The following is a 20374-nucleotide window of genomic DNA, read 5'->3' as shown; positions in this document are numbered from 1 at the left end:
CTGTTACCCCTTTCGCAATGGCTTGTCTGTCCAAAAATAATCTTCATCAGCCTCTAATATAGTCATAACTCCATGACAGCAAGGCATGATCAGCTTTGTTTTAATTCCTTCGCTCGCTCGTTGAAGCTCTGCTTTCTTCATATTGGTTCTCACTTGTTCTTCATGACAAAATGGACATGATTGGAAATAAATATCGCCCATCATCATCTCATAAGGCCATGTATGAGTAAAAGGAATCAACTCCATTTATCGTCTCTCCTCACCTTTCCACTTAATTAGAACATCGGATTCTCTTCTAAATAATCATATATGTGATCGACAAGCTCTTCATTGGTTTCTCCTGTAATATATTCACCATTTACAAGTGCAAAAGGAGCAAGTGCACATTGACCACAATGATTCAAACAGCCGTATTCAATGATATCCAAGTTAGGATCCTTCTCTAGCATTTCCATCGCTTCCTGAGAGCCACTTGCTAAATTACTTAAACAAAATTCAATTATTGGTCGCATACTTTCACCTCATTTGATCTACCATTTATGCTACTCTCGCTCATGAGAGAAGTCAATTATGGAGAACACTGAAAATGTTTATATTTTAACTTTTTTGGTGCCCTTTTAGCAATGAGCGAAACCATTGCCTATTTTGAAAAGCTTGATATGAAGCGAGCAACGAGTGCAGATTGCTAGTCTATCACAGGCACTGGAAAATTGATTTGTACTCTTTCAGTTCTCTTCAATTTAAATGATCTTTTATCACAATACACATAATAATCAAAAAGTTCATCAATTTGTTGTTATTTTATCTCAACTTGATATAATCAAACTGACAATATCATTAAGTAAAGATACTCATTTATAGTTAATCGTTTGCAATTCTCTTACTTTCACTTTCATGTCAAAGGAGACTCTTATGCAGAAAATAATTATCCTCGGTGGTGGATATGGTGGAATGCGAATTATCCAGCGCTTACTTCAAGACTTACCAGACAAGATTGAAATTATATTAGTTGATCGACTCCCCTATCACTGTCTTAAGACTGAATACTATGCACTTGCTGCTGGTACAGCGGCTGACCACAACTTACGTGTTGCCTTTCCTGATGACCAACGTGTTTCCGTTCGTTATGGAACAGTCACTTCTATTCAGCTTCAAAACAAGCAGATTCAATTCAAAGACGAAAGTGTACTGACGTATGACAAGCTGGTCATCGGCCTTGGCTGTGAAGATAAATATCACAACGTTCCTGGTGCAAAGGAATTTACTCATAGTATTCAGTCTATGGATGCAACTCGTAAGACATATGAAGCGATCAATAACGTTCAACCAAATGGGATCATTTCAATTGTCGGCGCAGGTTTAAGTGGAGTAGAATTAGCAAGTGAGTTACGTGAAAGCAGACCGGATTTAACGATTAAATTATTTGATCGTGGTGAAATTATCCTTTCCATGTTTCCACGGAAATTAAGCACATATGTACAAGATTGGTTTATTGAGCACGGTGTTGAAGTTATAAATAAATCAAATATTACAAAAGTTGAGGAAGATGGTTTATACAACCATGATGAGCAAATAAAAAGTGATGCAATTATTTGGACAGCAGGCGTTCAGCCTGTAGAAGTCGTTCGTAATCTAGATGTCGAAAAAGACGCACATGATAGAATTGTACTCACTCCACAGCATTTTCTTCCGACAGATGAAGACGTTTTTGTTGTAGGGGATTGCGCTAGCTTACCTCATGCTCCGAGCGCGCAGCTCGCTGAAGGACAGGGAGAGCAAATTGTCACGATTTTAAAGAAACAATGGAATAATGAACCACTACCTGAACAGTTACCCAAAATTAAGCTCAAAGGGGTTTTAGGTTCTTTAGGAAAAAAACATGGCTTCGGACTGATGGGAGAGCGCACATTACTAGGGCGAGTACCACGTGTCTTAAAGAGTGGAGTTCTATGGATGTATAAATATCATTCTGGCTCATAGGAATTTCTTACCTCCTAATAATAAAAATTTAATAAGAGCTTCTGTTCAAAAAAAAAGCAGATTCATGGATTTTTTTTCGTTAGACCTTTATAATAAAGAGTATAGAAAGGAGTTGTTCCATATGGCAACAAGTACTGAAATGATAGAACAAGTGAAAGAAGTATTAGATAAGCTTCGTCCATTCTTATTACGAGATGGTGGAGATGTTGAGCTTGTTGACGTAGAAGATGGCATTGTCAAAGTACGTCTTCTTGGTGCTTGCGGCTCTTGCCCAAGTTCAACCATTACGTTGAAGGCAGGTATTGAACGCGCTCTTCTTGAGGAAGTACCAGGAGTAAAAGAAATCGAGCAAGTATTCTAATCATAGACAATTTCGTCTTTTATGGTGCGATGCTACCTTCAATTAATGAGTAAAAGGAGCCCAATGTTCACGCATTGGCTCCTTTTTTTCATGAAATCCCGGCAGCGATCGAATTTTCTCTTTCTTATGGAAAGAGTTTAGTTTATATCGGGCTAACGTTTCTCCTTGCTTCTTATTTACATAATGAATTGATTATAGAGTAATTCTGCCGATTCATACGTCGCAAAAATCGCATCATCTTCTTCGATTGGATGATAGAAGTCATATAATAACAATGAAAGCATTTCTGGGTTTTCTGGATCTCTTGCAATCGTTGCTTCTTGTATCATTGAAACGGTAGGGGTATGTGGGTTCTGATAAATAACATACACTTGTTGACCTTCTACTAGTTCATTTAAAGATAACAAAGCGGGCATCCTCCTTTTTCTATAGGGATGCCCGCTTTAATCATTCATTATTCACTTGCGTGTAAGGATTCCCATTGCACTTCAATACCAGCAACTGCTGGTTGCATCACTTGTACTTCTAATGATGGGAATGTTCGTTGGAGCTGTTTTTTTAACTCTTCTCCACGATTCATTGGCGCTAAACTTAGCATTGTAGGACCAGCTCCACTAAGTGCGACTCCATAGGCAATCGTTTCTTCTTGAACGACTCGTATGACTTCCTCCATATGAGGTACGAGTGCGAGTCGATAAGGGTGATGAAATAAATCTTCTGTCATCATCTTTCCTGCAAGTTGCCAATTCCCTTGTAGTAATGCAGCAACAAGTACGTTCGCTACACTGCTCGCTCGCACAGAGCTTTTATAAGTAAGGTCAGTTGGCAGAACTCCTCTTGCCTTCTTCGTCTTCAATTCCTCTGAAGGCACGAGTAAGACAAGATCCACTTCAGGAATCCCCCCATAAATGACATCCGTTGCTTCCTCTGTATGTGTGCCAATGACAAGTCCCCCATAAACAGAAGCAGCTACATTATCAGGATGTCCCTCCCACAAAGATGCGTAACGCACCTTCTCCTCTAAGGTTAACGGTTCTCCTAGTAACTGATTAGCTAGCTCAACTCCGGCTACAATCGCTGCTGCACTACTTCCCAGGCCACGAGCTAATGGAATATCACTAATCATATTGACTTCACAAGGCGGTAACACTCCACCTAATTCCTTTGCAACATGTAAGGCCACTTCGCAAATTAAGTTATCCTCTCCACTCGGAACGTCTTCAAGTCCAGATGAGGACGATGTAAACAACCATGAATTCGCTCGTTGAACTTCAAGTGTTAAATAACGATTAACCGCAAGTCCTACCGAATCAAAACCTGGACCTAAGTTCGCTGAGCTTCCCGGAACCTTTATCATAAAAGGCTCTTGGCTCATGATGATACACCACCCTTAAGATGGGAAAGGAATGCTTCACGATCATTTGGTAATAAGGTTGGCTTAACCGCAACCGCATCAATCGCCGTATTTGGATCTTTTAATCCATTTCCTGTTAGGACGCATACAACACTTGAACCTTTTTTAATTTCACCTGACTTAATTTGTTTGATCAAACCAGCAATTGAGGCACAAGAAGCAGGCTCTGCAAATACACCCTCACTCTTCGCTAACAGTTGATACGCTTCAAGAATTTCTTCATCTGTTACATAATCAATTTTTCCGTTAGATTCCTCTGATGCTGTGACAGCCTGATTCCAGCTTGCTGGATTCCCAATACGAATCGCCGTTGCCACCGTTTCTGGCTCTGCGATCACCTCATTACGTACGATAGCAGCAGCACCTTCTGCCTCGAACCCACGCATTTCTGGTAAGCCTGTTCCTTTTTTCTCATGGTATTCCTTAAACCCTTTCCAATAAGCAGTGATGTTTCCAGCGTTTCCAACAGGAATCGCTAATACATCCGGCGCTTTTCCTAACGCATCACACACTTCAAATGCTGCCGTCTTTTGCCCTTCAATCCGATAGGGATTGACTGAATTTACAAGAGTAATAGGTTCTGTCTTACTAATTTCACGAACAATATCAAGAGCATTATCAAAGTTACCTTGAATTTCAAGGACTTCCGCTCCGTACATAACAGCTTGAGCAAGCTTTCCTAATGCAATTTTCCCTTCAGGAATAACAACGATACATCTTAACCCAGCTCTTGCACCGTATGCAGCAGCTGCAGCTGATGTATTTCCTGTTGACGCACAAATAATCGCTTCGCTACCTTCTTCCTTTGCCTTAGCAACCGCCATAACCATTCCACGGTCTTTAAATGATCCTGTTGGGTTTGCCCCTTCATATTTCACATGCACATCAACCCCCCACTCCTTCGACAAGTGGATAAGTGGTACAAGTGGTGTATTTCCCTCTTGTAATGTTAATAATGGTGTTTCTTCATTTACTGGTAAAAAATCTTTGTATTCTTGAAGTAATCCCTTCCAACGACTCATGATTTATTTTCCTCCCTCAACACGATAGCAGCTTTCAATCGATTCAATGACATCAAGCTCAGATAGTTTTTTGTAAAGCTTTAAATTATTTTCTTTGTTTGTATGGTGGGTGATCACAATCACTTCAGCTACTTCTTCACCTTCAATTGGCAATTGTAGCAGCTTCTCAAAGCTGACATCATAACTAGCGAACAAGCTTGTAACAGCTTGGAACGTCCCCGCTTTATCAACCACACGTAAGCGTAAGAAATACTTTGAGTCAATTTCCTTGTCTTCCTTCAACGTTCGCTTATGCAACGGTTCTTGGATTGAATTACCACAAACACCTAAGCGCATGTTCTTCATTACAGAGACTAAATCAGATACAACGGCAGTCGCTGTTGGTAATGATCCTGCTCCAGGTCCATAAAACATCGTTTCACCAACCGCTTCACCATATACATAAACCGCATTGTACTCATTATGCACGGAGGATAATGGATGCTGCTTCGGCAATAGTGTCGGTTCTACACTTACTTCTACACGACCATCATCACGCTGCGCTAAGCCTATTAACTTCATAGTATACCCAAGTTGATCACAGTAATCTAGGTCTTCTTCTGTAACAGATGAAATTCCTTTTACACTAACATCATCAAGACTTACATCCATTGAAAACCCAAGCGTAGCTAAAATGGCCATTTTTCTTGCTGCATCAAGACCTTCAACGTCTGCTGTTGGGTCACTTTCAGCAAATCCAAGCTCCTGAGCCTTTTTTAGTACATCATCATACGAGCTTCCATCCTGAGACATTTTCGTCAGAATGTAATTAGTCGTTCCATTTACAATACCCATAATTTTCTTAATGCGATCAGCCGATAGTCCATCACTCAAACCACGAATAATTGGAATACCACCCGCTACACTCGCTTCATAGTAAAGGTCACAATGGTTCTCAGAAGCTACACGTAATAGCTCTGCACCGTGTACGGCCATTAAATCCTTGTTAGCGGTGACGACATGCTTTCCATTTTGCAGCGCCTTAAGCACATGCTCTCTTGTCGTATCGACTCCACCCATTACCTCTATAATAACATCAATTTCTTGATCGAATAAAACATCTTCAATTTGATCAGTCATCATATCTGAGTCAATATGGACAGGCCTTTGTTTATTTAGATTACGTACAGCTACTTTTTTCACTGTTACAGGACAACCGACTTGATGACGTAACTCATCCTGGTGCCTTTGAATAATCGAAACCACACCTGAACCTACTGTACCTAATCCAATTAAACCAACACGCACTTCTGCTGCCATTCTGTTACACTCCTTCTCGCCACTCTATATATTGTATTTCTAAAATGAACAAATGTTTATCTATAAAGGACATTATAGACCTCTTTTTAAGGAACTACAATAGACAAATTCGATAAAATTAGAAAAAATACGAGAATGCGCTTTCTTTATATTAAATGATTCCATATGACAAGTAAATGAATAGCGAACGTGTCTTTGTAGATCTGAAACAAAAGCATGGTTTGCGTTGGACCAACCTGAAAGGATTAGAAAAAATTCAATGCAGGAATGCCTGTTTTTGCTGCCATGAACCTAAAAAAATTAGCCAACTGACACTCGAGAAACACACATCCTCCAGTGTCACCAACAAAGAACAGACGAAATAACGTAGAAACGCCTTTGAGAAGTGATTCTCAAAGGCGTTTTATCTACGGTCTGGGACCACTAAAGTATTTAGTGGTCTAAAATCACATCATTTGTTTCTCATATCCTTTAACCTAACCATTCAAGAGTAGGAATAGTTAACGCTGCCTCTGTTCTTGTTTGTAAGTAGTATGCTGCAAAATCCTTTAAGAATTGTTCATTACTTCCCTCATTCATTAAGATTTGCATTAGATGTTGACCTCTTTGCATTCGTTCTTCTTTCACCTGAGCCGAATAAAACCGTTCAACTGCCTCAAAATAGTGAAGTGGAAATAATAGGCGGGCATACAACAATCGTCTTGAATAGCTTGATAATAAATCTACATGCTCATATCCAGATAAAAATTCATTTGCTTTTTCCCATGGGAACGTTTCATTTCGAAGTCGTTGATCACGTAGCCATTCGGCTAGATCGCGACAAGGATGATCATATAGCCACTCCGTTGGCCGTTTCACAATCGTCCCATCTTTTGATATCGTTAACCATGTTCGTTCTGAGAAATGACGGTGTGCAATAGTGGGTGTTTCATGATCACGACTCGGATCATCAAACGTGGCATCAACAGCATACTGAATCGCATTTTCAGTCAAACCCATGAAATAAGGATACGTAAACAAAAATGCCTGATCGACCTCTGATTGAGGACCTGTGTAAAGGATTTGTTGGTACCAGCCTTCTAATTGTTCTAGTCTAGCCTCCCAAAGCTTAGGCCATTGACCAAAAAATTCATTGTTTTTCGAATATGAGAGCCTCTTTCCATAATGATGCAATTGAGCTAAGTGTGCACCTCTTTCCTTTTCTGATTGAATTCGTACGACTGAAGACGAACGTTCATTGGGCAGCGGACTAACATAAACCTCTTGTCCTTCTACTAATGCAATTCGCTTATTGTACTTTGTCATTAATGGCTCAAGAACAGAATAATCTCCCAGCGAACGAACATAATTCGCATATCCGAGCATTTCTTCTTCACTAATTAAACAATCTTCTTTCGGAAAAAGTAAGTACGATTGATTCCCCGTATAAAATCCATCATAGCCTTTTAATGAGAATCGTCCTTCGCAATAAATTCCATAAGCATCGTAAATCATACGTTCAAACATCGACACCCCTCCTAATCTAGGCATTCCTTTTTCAGTCTATGCCTAGTGTGAATAAATTGTGTATGTGCACAGTAGACTAAACATAATTCTTCTGTCACAATGAACAATGAAGGCTGCTATATCCTTCCTTAACTGGTGTGTAGAAACACTAGGGTTTATTCACCCAAACGTATAACGAACGAAACCAAAGCTCTAACCGAATAAGCTTTTACCTCCCATGATTTTAACTTCTAGAGCCTGTTCAAAAAGCACCAAAGTGGCAATGGCTCCGTTCGCTACGCGTCTTGTAGCGACTACTCTCATTGCTTCGAGGTCATCCAAAAGGAAATCTTCCTTTTTGAACAACCTCTTCTAGGATTTTTTACTTTTTAACTTTCAAGGAGAACGAGGTGTACAAATGACTAACAGACAAATGGACGTTGTAGAAAAGAAGGCACGGGAATTACTTAATGAACGAGGGGTAACATTAGATGATATCGCTGAACTCGTGTATTACTTACAAGCAAAATACCACCCTGACTTGAAAATGGCAGACTGCAAAGAGAATGTAGATCGAGTTCTACGTAAACGCGAAGTACAAAATGCCGTTCTTACCGGTATTCAGCTTGATATTTTGGCCGAACAAAAGAAGCTTGAAGAGCCACTTCAAGATATTATCGGAAGAGACGAGGGGTTATATGGCGTTGATGAAATCATCGCTCTATCAATCGTAAATGTGTATGGTTCTATAGGCTTTACAAACTATGGTTATATTGATAAACAAAAGCCGGGTATTTTAGAACACCTAAATGATAAAAACTCAGGGAAGTGTCATACATTTTTAGATGATATTGTTGGAGCGATAGCAGCAGCAGCATCAAGTAGGCTTGCACACAGTGCAGCCAATACCGAATAGAAAAGCGCGATACTTAAACAAAAGAACCGCACATCCTAAACAGGACACGCGGTTCTTTTCATGAGATTATGATTTCACGATACCCCACTCAGATAATGAATTGATCTCAAATGTAGGCCGCTCGTCATACGTTGCAACATGTTCTTTTGTTGAAACACCTGTATAAACAAGCAATGTATCCATTTGTGTACGAATACCGGCTAAAATATCTGTATGATAATTATCACCAACCATGATCGTCTCTTTATGCGTTAAACCCATTACATCTAACGCTTGCTCGACAATGACTGCTTCTGGTTTCCCAATAAACGTTGGTGTAACACCTGTACTAACTGACAACACCGATATTAGTGACCCGGCTCCTGGTACAAGTCCTCTCTCTGTCGGTAACGCTACATCCCCATTGGTTGCAATAAACGTTGCTCCAGCACGTATATTCAATGCTGCTTTCGCCAGCTTTTCATACGTAATCTGTCGATCAAGCCCCATGACAACGATTTCTGCTCCCTCTTCTACTAGTTCATGACCTTCTTCAAGCAATGCTAATTTAAGCCCTTCTTCTCCAACCATACAAACCTTTGCATTGTTTTTGATTTGACTAATATATGTTGCTGTTGCCATACTTGTTGTAAATACATGCTCTTCCTCAGCCGGCACATCCATTTCGCGCAAGTGCTTCGCAACATCTGCAGGAGGCTTTGTCGAATTATTCGTGACAAACAAATAAGGAATCTCTTGCTGTTTTAGTTCCTTCACAAATTCAATCGCTTCCGGGATTTTTTCACTACCTCGATACATCGTTCCATCTAAGTCAATTAAATAGCCTTTGTATGCTTTTGTCATTCCATTAACCACTCCACTCATTTTCGCTGTTCTTTAATTTTATAAACACATGAAGTAGAACCTTCCTTCGCAATACACGACGTACGTTCAACCTCATCTGTCTGTAAAAGCTTCTTAAATAATTCATGCTCGCATTTACATGCAACCGGATATTCCTTTGCTACTTGAGCAATAGGACAATTATATTCAGTGAATTCAAATGAGCCATCCTCTACTTCCTTATATTCAACCATGTAACCATTCTCACTTTGAATACGAGCCAGCGCTTCAATGCGCTCCTTAAAGCTTCCATCCATCTCTATTGCATAATTCGTAAAAAGACGATCTCGCCTTTTTTCAAATACTTGATCAACTAATTCCTTGCCACTAAGCTGTTCAATGTCTTTTAATATTCCAATTGACAAGTCACTATAATTTCGCGGAAATGACTCTTTTCCTTTTTCAGTTAAGGAATAGATATATGTTGGTCGTCCCATTGTTTGACGTTTCAAACAAGACTCAATGATCTCTTCTTTTTCTAAGTCTTTTATATGACGGCGAACAGCCATTTCAGTAATACCTAGTTTGTTAGCAAGGTCGGCTATCGTTTGCTCCTCGTTCCGTTTTAGTATGGACAGGATTAATTGACGAGTCGACGTTTCCTTTTTCACAGCGTTCACCATCCTTTTTTTATTGTTAGCAATTGTAACACAAAAAGGGAAGCTTAGACTATTGATCTTGCTTGGGAATAAATGCAGATACAGGGCCTAGCTCTTGAATAAGGTAACGTCTTACTTGAGTAGGAAAGCTTAACAGTGCATCTTTATGCCCATTTAAAAGCTCCTGCAAACTCTGATGATTGATTTTTTGAAACTGCTGTACAAGAGCTTTTCGTTTGCTGACAATTTTTTTCAAATGGTTAGCTTGTATGTGATCAATAACCTTCTCATCCTCCAAAATATCAACAATGTCTTCGTAGCTTCCTGGATCGCGCATAATAAATCCATCAATCATACTATTTCCGACATCAATAATCGACTCAATCACAATCATTGCAATTCTTTCAAGTGCAAGCTGTTCCGTAAATGACTCCTCTATATCCGTTAATTTTTCTAAATGTTCAATCGATGACTCCATATACGTTAATGCTACCTCAATTAGATTTCGATCAACAAAATACATACATTCGATCTCCTTACGTTTTATTTTTCCGTCAATCTTCTCTTGCATTTCATTGCAAACGTGCACCTTTTCAGCTATTGTAAATAAGAAACTATGACAAACTGGAGGTCATAAGATGTCTGAACGTTTTTTTCTTTATGATGATACCGAAGAAACGAGGACTCGTTTTGTTAGCTTTATGGGTGAAGCAAGCCGCTTTGATTTAGCCATTATTCTATCAAGTCGTTACTATGGGAAGAAGCTTGTCCTTGATATTCAATCAAACCGTTTTGCGATCCTTGGTCAAGACGATTTAGACGAACCAAATTATATAGAAACTATCTTCAACCTTAATAATGAAGAAGCAAAGGAACTTAAATCATTTCTATATGAAGTCATATAAGAAAAACGCGGTAGCGTCTTTTCTTCATTACGTCGTGAGTAAGCGACGTCCTCCCATGAATCCCACTTACACCACTTGGATTAAACGTTTAAAGAGTTTTCCATACTTAGTTTTACAATAGGAATACTTATCCTATCTAATTGTGCGAATCCGTTTTCCTTTATTTCACTCACCATGATCTTTTGAAAAGCACCTCCTTTGGGTACGCTAACCATAAGGAGGTGCTTTCGCGATGGAGAAAGACAACAAAGGACAGGAAGATTACTCAGATTTCGCTAATGTTGAAGCAATGAGAAATTTTCTCGTACCAGAACAGACACCTGAAGGCCCATATGGATCACCTTTCAATAAGGAAAAGCCCGTTTCCAATAAAACAACACCCTTTAAGAAAGGTCAACGTCCTTATAGCGCCTTTAATTACGAAAATAAATCATTACACGAGAACAACCCGCGAAAAGACCCTGGAGCCCATCCAACACATGATGGCTAAGAAAAGCGCGCAGCGTACTTTTCTTAATTATGCCGTGATGAGACGTAACAATAGTTTGGAGGTAGGATGAACGTGCTCGTTTTTCATCCTACCGTTTCACATATGGAGCCACCCACGAGTAAGCCAACATTCTCTTTTCTTGCTTAACCTTATTTCATAGTTATCTTTTTAAATAGCACTTATAAGCCTACAAGAAAAATCGCTCAACGATCACTACCTTCATAATTGAAACGAATTTATTTTAACCTATCTCCGTTATAAATTTGGTTGCAACCTTTTGCAAGACGAAACTACGAGGAAATTGCAGCGCCATTATTTTTCTTTGGCTTACTTTTATCTTTCACTCGTTTAATTACGAAATAAGCGCATCCGAAATTACAATATTCATACAAGTAATCAGGAAGTGTGCTAATCTTTGTATCAAATGTCGATTTCTTATGCTTGTCCTCAAAGAATCCTCGTAACCTTAATTGACTGTAACCCCAGTCACCAACTATGTAATCATACTTATTTAAAACATCACTGTATCGTTCCTTAAAGGCCTCTTCATCCCAACCATTTTTTACATCTTCAATGACTTCAAATTGTAGCCCCTGCAATCGAACCATACTTTTTTCACCTCAATCCTTCACTCTGATTTGAATTATACCATATGAAAGCGAAGTCAACAGCCAGCTCTTTTCTTAGCTAAGAACCATGCATAACTTTCTTTCTTAGAGACATCTTGCGCAGTTATGATAATGATACAAGTGTGCTTCTTTCTGATCAACATTTAACGTACGGAGCTTTCGCATCAATCGAATGAATATTTCCACCATTTACCACTGAGAAAGACATCCATCCTTTTCGTTTAAAAAATCATTTATCGGGCACTCTGAAACTAAAGGAGGGATCGTTTTGAAAACGAAGCAAACCATACTATTGATAGCGTGTCTACTTATCTTCTCAGGCTGTCACTTAGCCGATGATCCGCAAACGATGCAACGTGTTCAAATGGATCGTGAAATAACTCAACAAAACCATGGAACACAACCTTATAACCGCATGAGTGTTGGCGACTTTAACGATTACAGCTATGTTCGTTACAACAAACATGATGTTGAGCCAAATGGTCAGCAGCAAGAGATTATTTATGTTAATCGTGAAAAGCTTTCAGATAGCATTACACGACTAGTTTTAACTAATAACGATGTTGAAGAAGCTGCAACTCTTGTCACTGATCAATACGCTCTCGTCGCCTATTCTTCGACATCAGAGGACCGAGAACTTACCGCAGATCAAGTTAAACGTTCAGCTATCTCTATCGTTCCTCATTATTATGATGTATACATTTCAGATAATGAACATCACTTTGATGAGATTGAACGATTCCAAGGGTTAAGCGCTAATTCAAACGTTCAAGACTCCATTGAACAAACCATTGAATTATTTAAGCAATCTCCTCAAGGCAACTACGACGAAGAGGCTGACTAACGAAAGAAGGGTTGTCCAACTACAGGACAACCCTTCTTTTCTCTTTAGTTTTGAACCTTCATAGCCTCTTTACGTACTTGTGCTTCATTCACTTGTTCATCAGCATGATAAGACGACCTGACAAGAGGGCCCGCTTCACAATGACTGAACCCTTTGCTAAGTGCTATTTCTTTCAACTCTGCAAATTCATCTGGATGATAGTACTTCTGTACTTTTAAATGTTTCTTAGTAGGCTGTAAATACTGACCAATCGTCATAATATCAACATCCACTGCACGAAGGTCATCCATCGTGTCGATTATTTCTTCCTTCGTTTCACCAAGTCCAATCATTAAGCTTGATTTTGTTGGGATATCTTCATGGATTTCCTTTGCACGTTTTAAGAATTCTAACGTTCGCTCATACGTTGCTCGAGCACGAACTCTTGGCGTTAGCCTACGTACTGTTTCTATATTATGATTCATAATATTCGGCCGTGCATCCATTAAAGTCCTTAAGCTATCGAGGTTTCCAAGCATATCTGACGGCAATACTTCAATCGTACAAAATGGATTACGCTTTCGAATTGCACGTACTGTATCTGCAAAGACAGCAGCTCCACCGTCTTTTAAATCATCACGTGCAACCGCCGTAATAACGACGTGCTTTAATCCCATCTGTTCAACTGATTCTGCAACTCGCTCAGGCTCCTGTAAATCTAACTCTGTAGGTAAACCTGTTTTCACTGCGCAAAAACGACAAGCACGAGTACAAATATCTCCTAAGATCATAAATGTCGCCGTTTTACGAACTGCCCAGCATTCATGAATATTTGGACAACGCGCTTCTTCACAAACGGTATGTAATTTCTTTTCGCGCATCATTTTCTTCAAGCCTGTATAGGATTCATTCGTATTTAATTTTATTTTAAGCCATTCCGGCTTTCGAAGATGCTCTTCCTTCTTTGCCATTTCTATTCACTCCATCCAAGCTTGCATATTTCTCATATCTTATACTTTACCATGATTTTTCGTAAATGACCAAACGATGCGAATTAATTACCAATGATTCACTATGATGATTTTTCATTATTTTAACACACTAATGACTAGTAGAGTGGCAAGAAAGGAGCATTGTATGACTATTGCAAAATATATTCTCATTATAACGTGCTTTATTCTCGTTTCATCCCCTCTAGCTGGTCTTGCCAAAGAGACAAACGATTTGTCCACTGAGGACATGTATGAAAATCGAATGGCTTTATATGTTAAAACCGAGGCCATTACAAATGTTCCTTGGTACTACTTAGCAGCTGTTGATACATTTGAGCGAGGCTTGAGAAGGTCACAAAAAGATCGTCCTAATGAAGATGGGTTTATAGCCATTTATTTTTCAGAGGAAGAATGGTCGGGAGCTACGAACCCCAATCGTCAAGATACGAATCCTACTTCTATTCAGTTCTTTGATGGTGTCGGGCTTGATGGTAATGGAGATGGGAAAGCGGATCGAGAAGATGATGAGGACGTACTCTATACATTTGCGCATTATTTAGAAGGATACGGTGTCACTGAAACTGATTTCAAAATCGCATTATGGGAGCGATACAATCGTGTGCAATCCGTTAATATTCCTTTTGGTCATGCAAAAGTGTACCAACAATTCAATTCTTTAGACCTTGATGATCATTCCTTTCCAATGCCCCATCATCACAATTATAGTTATAATAATACATGGGGAGATCGTAGAGGATGGGGAGGAAGGCGAATACACGAAGGAACAGACATTTTTGCCAATTACAACGTACCGATTTTAGCGACCGCTTACGGTATCGTCGAGATAAAAGGTTGGAATAAGTTCGGTGGTTGGAGAATTGGAATTCGCGACTTAAATAATGTGTATCATTACTATGCGCATTTAAGCGGTTTTGAAAAAGGGATTGCAAAAGGCAAGGTCGTTGCTCCAGGTGATGTCATCGGTTATTGCGGAAGCTCAGGTTACGGAAAACCAGGTACCCAAGGAAAATTCCCTCCACACCTTCACTATGGTATGTATCGAGACAACGGTTACACCGAATGGTCGTTTGACCCTTATCCATCATTGAAAAGCTGGGAGAGGGAATCTCGACGTAATCGGTAAGAAGGCACGAGGAGGAAAAGGTAAAAATAGAAGAGCACTGAAAAAGTTTAGTTTTTTGAGGCCACTGAAAAAGTTTGGTTTTAACTTTTTCAGTGGCTTTGAAGTAATGTGCGTAGCCGTTGCCCGATTTTGAAAGCCTTGCAATGAGTGGGTTTCTCATAGCAAGGCGCGCAACGAGCGGAGCCATTACTCTTCCTTGAGTTACTAGAAAGGACTTTTTCAGTGACCTCTAGTTTTTTAACTTTTTCAGTGCTCTCCAAAATAAACCTTTAACCCTCTCTTACTAATTAGAAATATCAGATGGAATGACAAGTCCACCACCACTTGAATATACATCTGGAACTTCTCCCGGAATTGTCACTAAACCAATAGGAATCGTCGTACTAACAGCCTCTGTGTTTGTCGCAAATGGAATAACAATTTTCACATCGACTTCTATATGAAAATTCACTTGAATGGTCGTATTATTAATTCCTGTATTAATGACTTGAGCATCCAAATCTGTTTGTACATCTCCAATAGCTGAGAACCGCACAGGAATTTGCGGCCCTAATTGAGCCAATAACACATTTTTAGTTGCTTGACCTAACGGAATACGGTAAACAATTCCACCCTCTCCATCTATTTCATCATTATAACTAGGTAAGAAAACCTCACCTCTCTCAATCGCTTTTAAGTGGTTTTGCACAAGCTGCTGCGATTCTTGTACAACTTGGTTATAAATTTGCGTATTAAATTGAATGGATCGAATCGTTCCATCCTCTCCATACTCCTGAATAAATAAGTCCTCTTGATTTAATTCTTCTGTAATTCGTGAATTAACAGCATCACTAATGGCTTTAGTTGCAATGACCTTTGTTTCCGTAGTCGCTATATGAATGAGCGTTGGTCGAATCCCCTGATCTACAATCCAAAGGCCTTGAACGGTTAATATAATAAAAATAACAAAAGACAAAAGAAGGACATACCGAAACGGCAGTGGGCCTTTACGTGTCCTTGGTCGTATTGTTCTTGGTGCTCTCACGCTCAAAAACCCCCTTTGCGTAATCTATATGCAAAAAGGGGGCCTAGCTTGATAAAAAAATAAGGTACAAAGCCAATTAACGAAAAGAATACTTAATTGCGAATGCGCTCATATAATCGAAATTCATGTGAATATTTATTTTTTTCATCAACCTTACCTTTTTCAGTAGATTTCAAGTGCCACTCTTGCGGATTGATATTTGGGAAATATGTATCTGCTTTAAATACATCATCAATATAGGTGACATATAGTCGATCAACAACATCCCAGAAAAGGTTAAAGATTTCTGTTCCTCCAATAATAAACACTTCATTTTCTTGAGATGTCAGCCGTTGAAGCTCCTCTTTCGTATGAACCACTTCACAACCTTCAGCTACAAATGAATCATTACGAGTAATGATGATGTTTCGACGTTTAGGTAATGGACGACCAATGGATTCATATGTTTTTCTCCCCATTACAATTGTATGTCCTGTCGTCACACGTTTAAAGAAGGCTAGATCATTAGGAAGATGCCACGGTAAATCATTTTGATAGCCTATTGCTCGATTTTGATCCATCGCAAAAATAAAGGAAATCATACCGAAACAGCTCCTTTAATATGCGGATGTGGATCATATCCAACTAATTTGAAGTCATCAAACTCAAAATCAAAAATGGATTCTCTCTCTGGATTAATCTCCATTCTAGGTAATGTTCGCGTATCACGTGTTAATTGCAATTTAACTTGATCTATATGATTTAAGTAAATATGTGCATCGCCAAATGTATGTACAAATTCACCAGGTTTCAATCCAGTAACTTGAGCCATCATCATCGTCAAAAGAGCATATGAGGCAATATTAAAAGGTACACCTAAGAAAATATCTGCACTTCGCTGATATAACTGACATGATAGCTTCCCATCATTAACATAAAATTGAAACAAACAATGACAAGGCGCTAACGCCATTTCATCGATCTCAGCCACATTCCAAGCATTAACAATGATCCGTCTTGAATCAGGGTTATTTTTAATTTGGTCAATGGCCTCACTAATTTGATCTACAGTCTTACCATTTGCCCCTTGCCATGATCGCCATTGCTTCCCATAGACTGGACCTAGGTTTCCTTTTTCATCCGCCCATTCATTCCAAATTCGAACACCATTCTCCTGTAAATACTCAATATTCGTATCGCCCTTTAAAAACCATAATAATTCGTGAATGATGGAACGCAAGTGTAGCTTTTTAGTCGTTAACAACGGAAAACCCTTTTCCAAGTCAAACCTCATTTGGTATCCAAATGTACTGATCGTTCCAGTTCCAGTTCGATCTGATTTTTCATTTCCTATTTCCAGTACATGCTTACATAAATTTAAATATTGCTCCATCGATTGATCCCCTCACTAAACAGTGTTTGCTAATATCGATTCAATCTTCACAATCGTCACATCTAATCGTTTCGCTAAATCCAGATCATAACAACCTTGAAGATCACATCCATTTTCTCTTATAATACGCACGACCGGGTGCGTCGTTAAATTTTGATTTTGCTTAACGACAATACCTTCTCTGCCATCACTCAGCGTAACAGAAAGCCCTTCTGGATACAATGCAACCACACTCCTAAAAGCTTCAACCAAACTTCGGTCAAACTGAGTACCAGCTCCTGCATACAATAATTCCAATGCCTCATTTGGTAGCATTGCTTGACGATAGACTCGTTGTGATGTAATGGCATCAAATACATCTGCAATAGCAATCAGCTTTGCATACTCGTGTATTTCATTACGTTGAATTCCTCGTGGATATCCAGATCCATCTAGACGTTCGTGATGTTGAAACGCACAATGAGCAGCAAGCAAAGGCACATCATGTTGCTTACGCAAATACTCAAAGCCTTCATTCGTATGAGCTTTAATCATACTAAATTCTTCATCCGTTAATTTACCAGGCTTATTCAATATTTCTATCGGGATCATCATTTTCCCCACATCATGTAGGATCGCTCCAAGTCCAATCTCTTTAAGCTGCTTCTCATTATAGTCTAATTCAAGAGCAAGCCTCAACGTATAAACCGTTACATTTAAGGAATGAGTAAAAACATAGTTATCATATGTGATGACATCAGATAAAATCGATAATGCTTGTTTATGGCTGTTTAAATCATTTAATATTTCATCAATAACTTTGCTAAAATGTTTATTCATTTGCGGACTACTGAACGCTTTGTTTAATGTCGATTTTTCTGAAACAACACGAAATTCTTTTTTTATTGTTTTGATTGCTTTTTGTTTTGTCTCTCGTTGTATCGTCTCTTCAATTTCAATATCAGCCGTTCGATCATCCTTTATATATATAAACGAAATACCGAGTTCATGTAAACGACCAATCATTCGACTAGACAAAGAAATGCCCTCTTGAAGGAGAACTTGTCCATTATCATTATGTATCGTTTTAGCTAAAATATCCCCTTCTGTTACTGCCTGAGTAGAAACTAGTCTCATGATGTACTACCCCTTTTATATTTTACCATTATTCATTCTTTAGTTTACATCATTTCTAGTCTACTCGTCCTTAGTTTTAGGAAAGTATTTGACGAAAAAAAAAGAAAAGCGCAAGGAAATAACGATAAAATTCCATCCTCTTACACTTTTCGACGTTTATTTCATTTTCAATAGGGCTTCTCTCCCTATTTCACCAGTAGTAATTCCAAGCTGTTCCGCTTCTAATGTCACAGATTCAAGTGGAGCTTCCAATAATTGTTCAATTGTTCGAACCCCGACAGCACGCCCTGCCACAATTTTTCGATCCTTTAATTTATCATTTAATAAAGCAACATCTAATGCACCACACATAATATATCCGACATCATTCGTCACAGCCATGAAATTAGTTTTAGGAAGCTTTAGCGTCACAGCAATAAACGTCTGATCATTAATTTGAATGGGTGTCATCTCTAGCATAAGACCCACATCCTTTCATTCATATCACGTTCTATAGTACGGTATGAATGATCATCTACTTATGTGAGCATTACTAAGACCCAATTTCCTTCAAAGCTACTTCAAATACATCTCTTAAGACTTCTGGCATGAAATAAACCTTCTCCTTCGCTTCTGAGATCGCTGGGAACAAATGGCCAAAGGTGTACATATCCAAAGTTGCAATGGAATAAATGTCATGAGCATTTAACGGTTCTCCATGAACTTCAATTGAATGAACCTCACCTAACTCGCAGTCATACGATAAGCCTGTAAAGATGGTTTTACCTAATATTTCTCCCCGAAAACCAAAGCCCTTTAACGCTAATTCTTGTATTTCATTTGATTCCCCACGTATGATCACTTCTTTAAGTGCCTTTCCTGACAGTTGAACAACACAAGGATTAATGGGGTGGGGACAAGCACTTAAAATGTCTGCCTTAGAAATATTACCACTTCTTAAAGAATGTAAAATAACTCCCGCATTAATCATCCCTATCGTCTGTCCACACCATTTGGCTAATGCCTCACATAGTCTCGTTACGATTTCTGTTTCCTCAAACCAATTGACTTCATAACTGTTCGGCAAAGTCGTGACAACTTGTACTAATTGTTGCTGTGCCTGTTCTGCTAAATTCTCTAGACAAGCATCAGACTTATCATCTGTTGTTAACAGATTCTGACCAGGGTGAAGGCACGCGCGTTTGCTAACAATCGTATGCTGATCAAAATCAAGGACAAGGTCCACCTCGCCTAGATAGGCACCATGCTTTCCTGCTTGTGCAATTAATGTTTCATTGATGACTTCTCCTTCTTCTAGCACATGATGTGTATGCCCACCTATAATCACATCAAGTCCTTCAATGCTTTTAGCAAGCTCACGATCAGATCGTAATCCTAAATGAGATAAAAGTACAATTACATCTGCTTCCTCTTGTAAAATAGGCAACCATTTTAATATAGCTTCAATTGGGGGGAGAACCTTCCAACCTAATTGTCCATAAAAAAGTTCAAATGGTGCAGTTACGCCAATAAAACCAACCTTCACACCATTCTCTAATGTACAAATATCATAAGGTTTACACCAATTAGGATTTCGGTTAGATTGGTCAACTAGATTGGCTAATAACACTTGAAAATGAGACTGGTTATACATCTCATTTAACTGTTCATATGAAAATGTGATCCCTTCATTATTTCCAATAGTTGCATAATCGACTCCAGATTCGTTTAATAATGTCACATTTCCTTTTCCTAGCGTAGCCTCAGTAATTGGGTGACTTCGATCTGCATGGTCACCTATATCCAAATACAATGTATTAGAATCGCGATTTGCTTTTATATGAGCAACTATGCCTGACCAATAATTAAATCCACTATGTATATCATTCGTATGAAAAAGACGTACTTGTTTTTCTTTCATCTTACCCTCTCCAATTTACCT

The 20374-nt window shown here is 38.9% G+C and carries 26 protein-coding genes and 1 pseudogene; 8 read left to right on the top strand and 19 right to left on the bottom strand.

The window, feature by feature from the left end:
* Positions 1 to 3: 3 nt before the first annotated feature.
* Positions 4 to 246 carry a hypothetical protein gene (locus tag ACERJO_RS07940; protein ID WP_247106211.1) on the bottom strand — a complete coding sequence of 81 codons (243 nt, stop codon included), beginning with the start codon at positions 244 to 246 and terminating at the stop codon, positions 4 to 6.
* Positions 247 to 275: 29 nt separating this feature from the next.
* Positions 276 to 512 (bottom strand): YuzB family protein, encoded by a 237-nt coding sequence (locus tag ACERJO_RS07935; RefSeq protein WP_247106212.1) that lies wholly within the window; start codon positions 510 to 512, stop codon positions 276 to 278.
* A gap of 400 nt (positions 513 to 912) precedes the next feature.
* Here ACERJO_RS07935 and ACERJO_RS07930 point away from each other — a divergent pair, with 400 nt between their 5' ends.
* Both ACERJO_RS07930 and ACERJO_RS07925 read left to right on the top strand, forming a co-directional pair.
* Positions 913 to 1980, top strand: a complete 1068-nt coding sequence (locus ACERJO_RS07930) for an NAD(P)/FAD-dependent oxidoreductase (protein WP_373647145.1) — start codon at positions 913 to 915, stop codon at positions 1978 to 1980.
* A 121-nt stretch (positions 1981 to 2101) separates the two neighbouring features.
* Positions 2102 to 2341 (top strand): NifU family protein, encoded by a 240-nt coding sequence (locus ACERJO_RS07925; protein ID WP_247106214.1) that lies wholly within the window; start codon positions 2102 to 2104, stop codon positions 2339 to 2341.
* A gap of 176 nt (positions 2342 to 2517) precedes the next feature.
* Here ACERJO_RS07925 and ACERJO_RS07920 read toward each other — a convergent pair whose 3' ends face one another.
* Genes ACERJO_RS07920 through ACERJO_RS07905 form a run of 4 tightly spaced genes read right to left on the bottom strand, consistent with a single transcriptional unit; the run spans position 2518 to position 6076 of the window.
* On the bottom strand, positions 2518 to 2757 hold the full coding sequence (locus ACERJO_RS07920) for a transcriptional regulator SplA domain-containing protein (RefSeq protein ID WP_373647144.1): 240 nt from the start codon (positions 2755 to 2757) through the stop codon (positions 2518 to 2520).
* A 38-nt stretch (positions 2758 to 2795) separates the two neighbouring features.
* Entirely contained in the window at positions 2796 to 3716 is a 921-nt protein-coding gene (thrB, locus tag ACERJO_RS07915) for a homoserine kinase (RefSeq protein ID WP_373647143.1), read from the bottom strand.
* Complete coding sequence (gene thrC, locus ACERJO_RS07910; protein ID WP_373647142.1) at positions 3713 to 4777, bottom strand: threonine synthase; 1065 nt, start codon at positions 4775 to 4777, stop codon at positions 3713 to 3715. Before thrC ends, thrB begins: the two co-directional genes overlap by 4 nt.
* A gap of 3 nt (positions 4778 to 4780) precedes the next feature.
* Complete coding sequence (locus ACERJO_RS07905; protein WP_247106218.1) at positions 4781 to 6076, bottom strand: homoserine dehydrogenase; 1296 nt, start codon at positions 6074 to 6076, stop codon at positions 4781 to 4783.
* Positions 6077 to 6261: 185 nt separating this feature from the next.
* Here ACERJO_RS07905 and ACERJO_RS07900 point away from each other — a divergent pair.
* Positions 6262 to 6570: pseudogene (locus ACERJO_RS07900) on the top strand (transposase); the annotation flags it as partial.
* Here ACERJO_RS07900 and yutH read toward each other — a convergent pair.
* Together yutH and ACERJO_RS07890 are read right to left on the bottom strand one after the other, a co-directional pair.
* Entirely contained in the window at positions 6548 to 7582 is a 1035-nt protein-coding gene (gene yutH, locus ACERJO_RS07895) for a spore coat putative kinase YutH (protein WP_247106219.1), read from the bottom strand. The pseudogene ACERJO_RS07900 and the gene yutH overlap by 23 nt on opposite strands.
* 192 nt (positions 7583 to 7774) lie before the next feature.
* The gene (locus ACERJO_RS07890) at positions 7775 to 7903 is read right to left on the bottom strand and encodes a hypothetical protein (RefSeq protein WP_260505919.1); all 129 of its coding nucleotides are present in this window, start codon (positions 7901 to 7903) and stop codon (positions 7775 to 7777) included.
* 76 nt (positions 7904 to 7979) lie between these two features.
* Here ACERJO_RS07890 and ACERJO_RS07885 point away from each other — a divergent pair, with 76 nt between their 5' ends.
* Entirely contained in the window at positions 7980 to 8477 is a 498-nt protein-coding gene (locus ACERJO_RS07885) for a phosphatidylglycerophosphatase A family protein (RefSeq protein WP_247106220.1), read from the top strand.
* Positions 8478 to 8543: 66 nt separating this feature from the next.
* On the opposite strand, the gene ACERJO_RS07880 is transcribed toward ACERJO_RS07885, so the two are convergent.
* Genes ACERJO_RS07880 through ACERJO_RS07870 form a run of 3 tightly spaced genes read right to left on the bottom strand, consistent with a single transcriptional unit; the run spans position 8544 to position 10481 of the window.
* Positions 8544 to 9320, bottom strand: a complete 777-nt coding sequence (locus ACERJO_RS07880) for a TIGR01457 family HAD-type hydrolase (RefSeq protein WP_373647141.1) — start codon at positions 9318 to 9320, stop codon at positions 8544 to 8546.
* Between the two features lie 17 nt (positions 9321 to 9337).
* Complete coding sequence (locus ACERJO_RS07875) at positions 9338 to 9970, bottom strand: helix-turn-helix transcriptional regulator (RefSeq protein ID WP_247106222.1); 633 nt, start codon at positions 9968 to 9970, stop codon at positions 9338 to 9340.
* Between the two features lie 58 nt (positions 9971 to 10028).
* A complete protein-coding gene (locus ACERJO_RS07870; protein ID WP_373647140.1) occupies positions 10029 to 10481 on the bottom strand; it encodes a DUF86 domain-containing protein in 453 nt (150 codons plus the stop codon).
* 115 nt (positions 10482 to 10596) lie between these two features.
* Between ACERJO_RS07870 and ACERJO_RS07865 the strand changes: the two genes are divergently transcribed.
* Together ACERJO_RS07865 and ACERJO_RS07860 are read left to right on the top strand one after the other, a co-directional pair.
* Positions 10597 to 10863 (top strand): DUF3055 domain-containing protein, encoded by a 267-nt coding sequence (locus tag ACERJO_RS07865; protein ID WP_247106223.1) that lies wholly within the window; start codon positions 10597 to 10599, stop codon positions 10861 to 10863.
* A gap of 232 nt (positions 10864 to 11095) precedes the next feature.
* A complete protein-coding gene (locus ACERJO_RS07860) occupies positions 11096 to 11353 on the top strand; it encodes a cytosolic protein (RefSeq protein ID WP_247106224.1) in 258 nt (85 codons plus the stop codon).
* 290 nt (positions 11354 to 11643) lie between these two features.
* On the opposite strand, the gene ACERJO_RS07855 is transcribed toward ACERJO_RS07860, so the two are convergent.
* Complete coding sequence (locus ACERJO_RS07855; RefSeq protein WP_247106225.1) at positions 11644 to 11961, bottom strand: YutD family protein; 318 nt, start codon at positions 11959 to 11961, stop codon at positions 11644 to 11646.
* 289 nt (positions 11962 to 12250) lie between these two features.
* Between ACERJO_RS07855 and ACERJO_RS07850 the strand changes: the two genes are divergently transcribed.
* Positions 12251 to 12826, top strand: coding sequence for a YhcN/YlaJ family sporulation lipoprotein (locus tag ACERJO_RS07850; RefSeq protein ID WP_373647139.1), 576 nt, complete (start codon positions 12251 to 12253; stop codon positions 12824 to 12826).
* Between the two features lie 44 nt (positions 12827 to 12870).
* On the opposite strand, the gene lipA is transcribed toward ACERJO_RS07850, so the two are convergent.
* Positions 12871 to 13776, bottom strand: coding sequence for a lipoyl synthase (gene lipA, locus ACERJO_RS07845; protein WP_247106227.1), 906 nt, complete (start codon positions 13774 to 13776; stop codon positions 12871 to 12873).
* Between the two features lie 166 nt (positions 13777 to 13942).
* Here lipA and ACERJO_RS07840 point away from each other — a divergent pair, with 166 nt between their 5' ends.
* A complete protein-coding gene (locus tag ACERJO_RS07840) occupies positions 13943 to 14941 on the top strand; it encodes a M23 family metallopeptidase (RefSeq protein WP_373647138.1) in 999 nt (332 codons plus the stop codon).
* 283 nt (positions 14942 to 15224) lie between these two features.
* Here the strand turns inward: ACERJO_RS07840 and yunB are convergent, their stop codons facing one another.
* From yunB to ACERJO_RS07810, 6 genes are all read right to left on the bottom strand, one after another.
* The gene (gene yunB / locus ACERJO_RS07835; RefSeq protein WP_247106229.1) at positions 15225 to 15965 is read right to left on the bottom strand and encodes a sporulation protein YunB; all 741 of its coding nucleotides are present in this window, start codon (positions 15963 to 15965) and stop codon (positions 15225 to 15227) included.
* Positions 15966 to 16057: 92 nt separating this feature from the next.
* Complete coding sequence (locus ACERJO_RS07830) at positions 16058 to 16546, bottom strand: dihydrofolate reductase (RefSeq protein ID WP_373647137.1); 489 nt, start codon at positions 16544 to 16546, stop codon at positions 16058 to 16060.
* Positions 16543 to 17337, bottom strand: coding sequence for a thymidylate synthase (locus tag ACERJO_RS07825; RefSeq protein WP_373647136.1), 795 nt, complete (start codon positions 17335 to 17337; stop codon positions 16543 to 16545). The genes ACERJO_RS07830 and ACERJO_RS07825 overlap by 4 nt, the downstream gene beginning before the upstream one ends.
* Positions 17338 to 17352: 15 nt before the next feature.
* Positions 17353 to 18453: an HD-GYP domain-containing protein gene (locus ACERJO_RS07820; protein ID WP_247106232.1), complete on the bottom strand. Its 1101-nt coding sequence runs from the start codon at positions 18451 to 18453 to the stop codon at positions 17353 to 17355.
* Between the two features lie 156 nt (positions 18454 to 18609).
* The gene (locus ACERJO_RS07815; RefSeq protein ID WP_247106233.1) at positions 18610 to 18912 is read right to left on the bottom strand and encodes a YunC family protein; all 303 of its coding nucleotides are present in this window, start codon (positions 18910 to 18912) and stop codon (positions 18610 to 18612) included.
* 73 nt (positions 18913 to 18985) lie between these two features.
* Complete coding sequence (locus ACERJO_RS07810; RefSeq protein ID WP_373647135.1) at positions 18986 to 20353, bottom strand: bifunctional metallophosphatase/5'-nucleotidase; 1368 nt, start codon at positions 20351 to 20353, stop codon at positions 18986 to 18988.
* Between the last annotated feature and the right edge of the window lie 21 nt (positions 20354 to 20374).

Origin of the sequence: Halalkalibacter sp. AB-rgal2 (assembly GCF_041821005.1) — a bacterium.
Taxonomy (GTDB): domain Bacteria; phylum Bacillota; class Bacilli; order Bacillales; family Bacillaceae_D; genus Halalkalibacter.
This window is presented reverse-complemented; position numbering and strand designations above follow the sequence as displayed.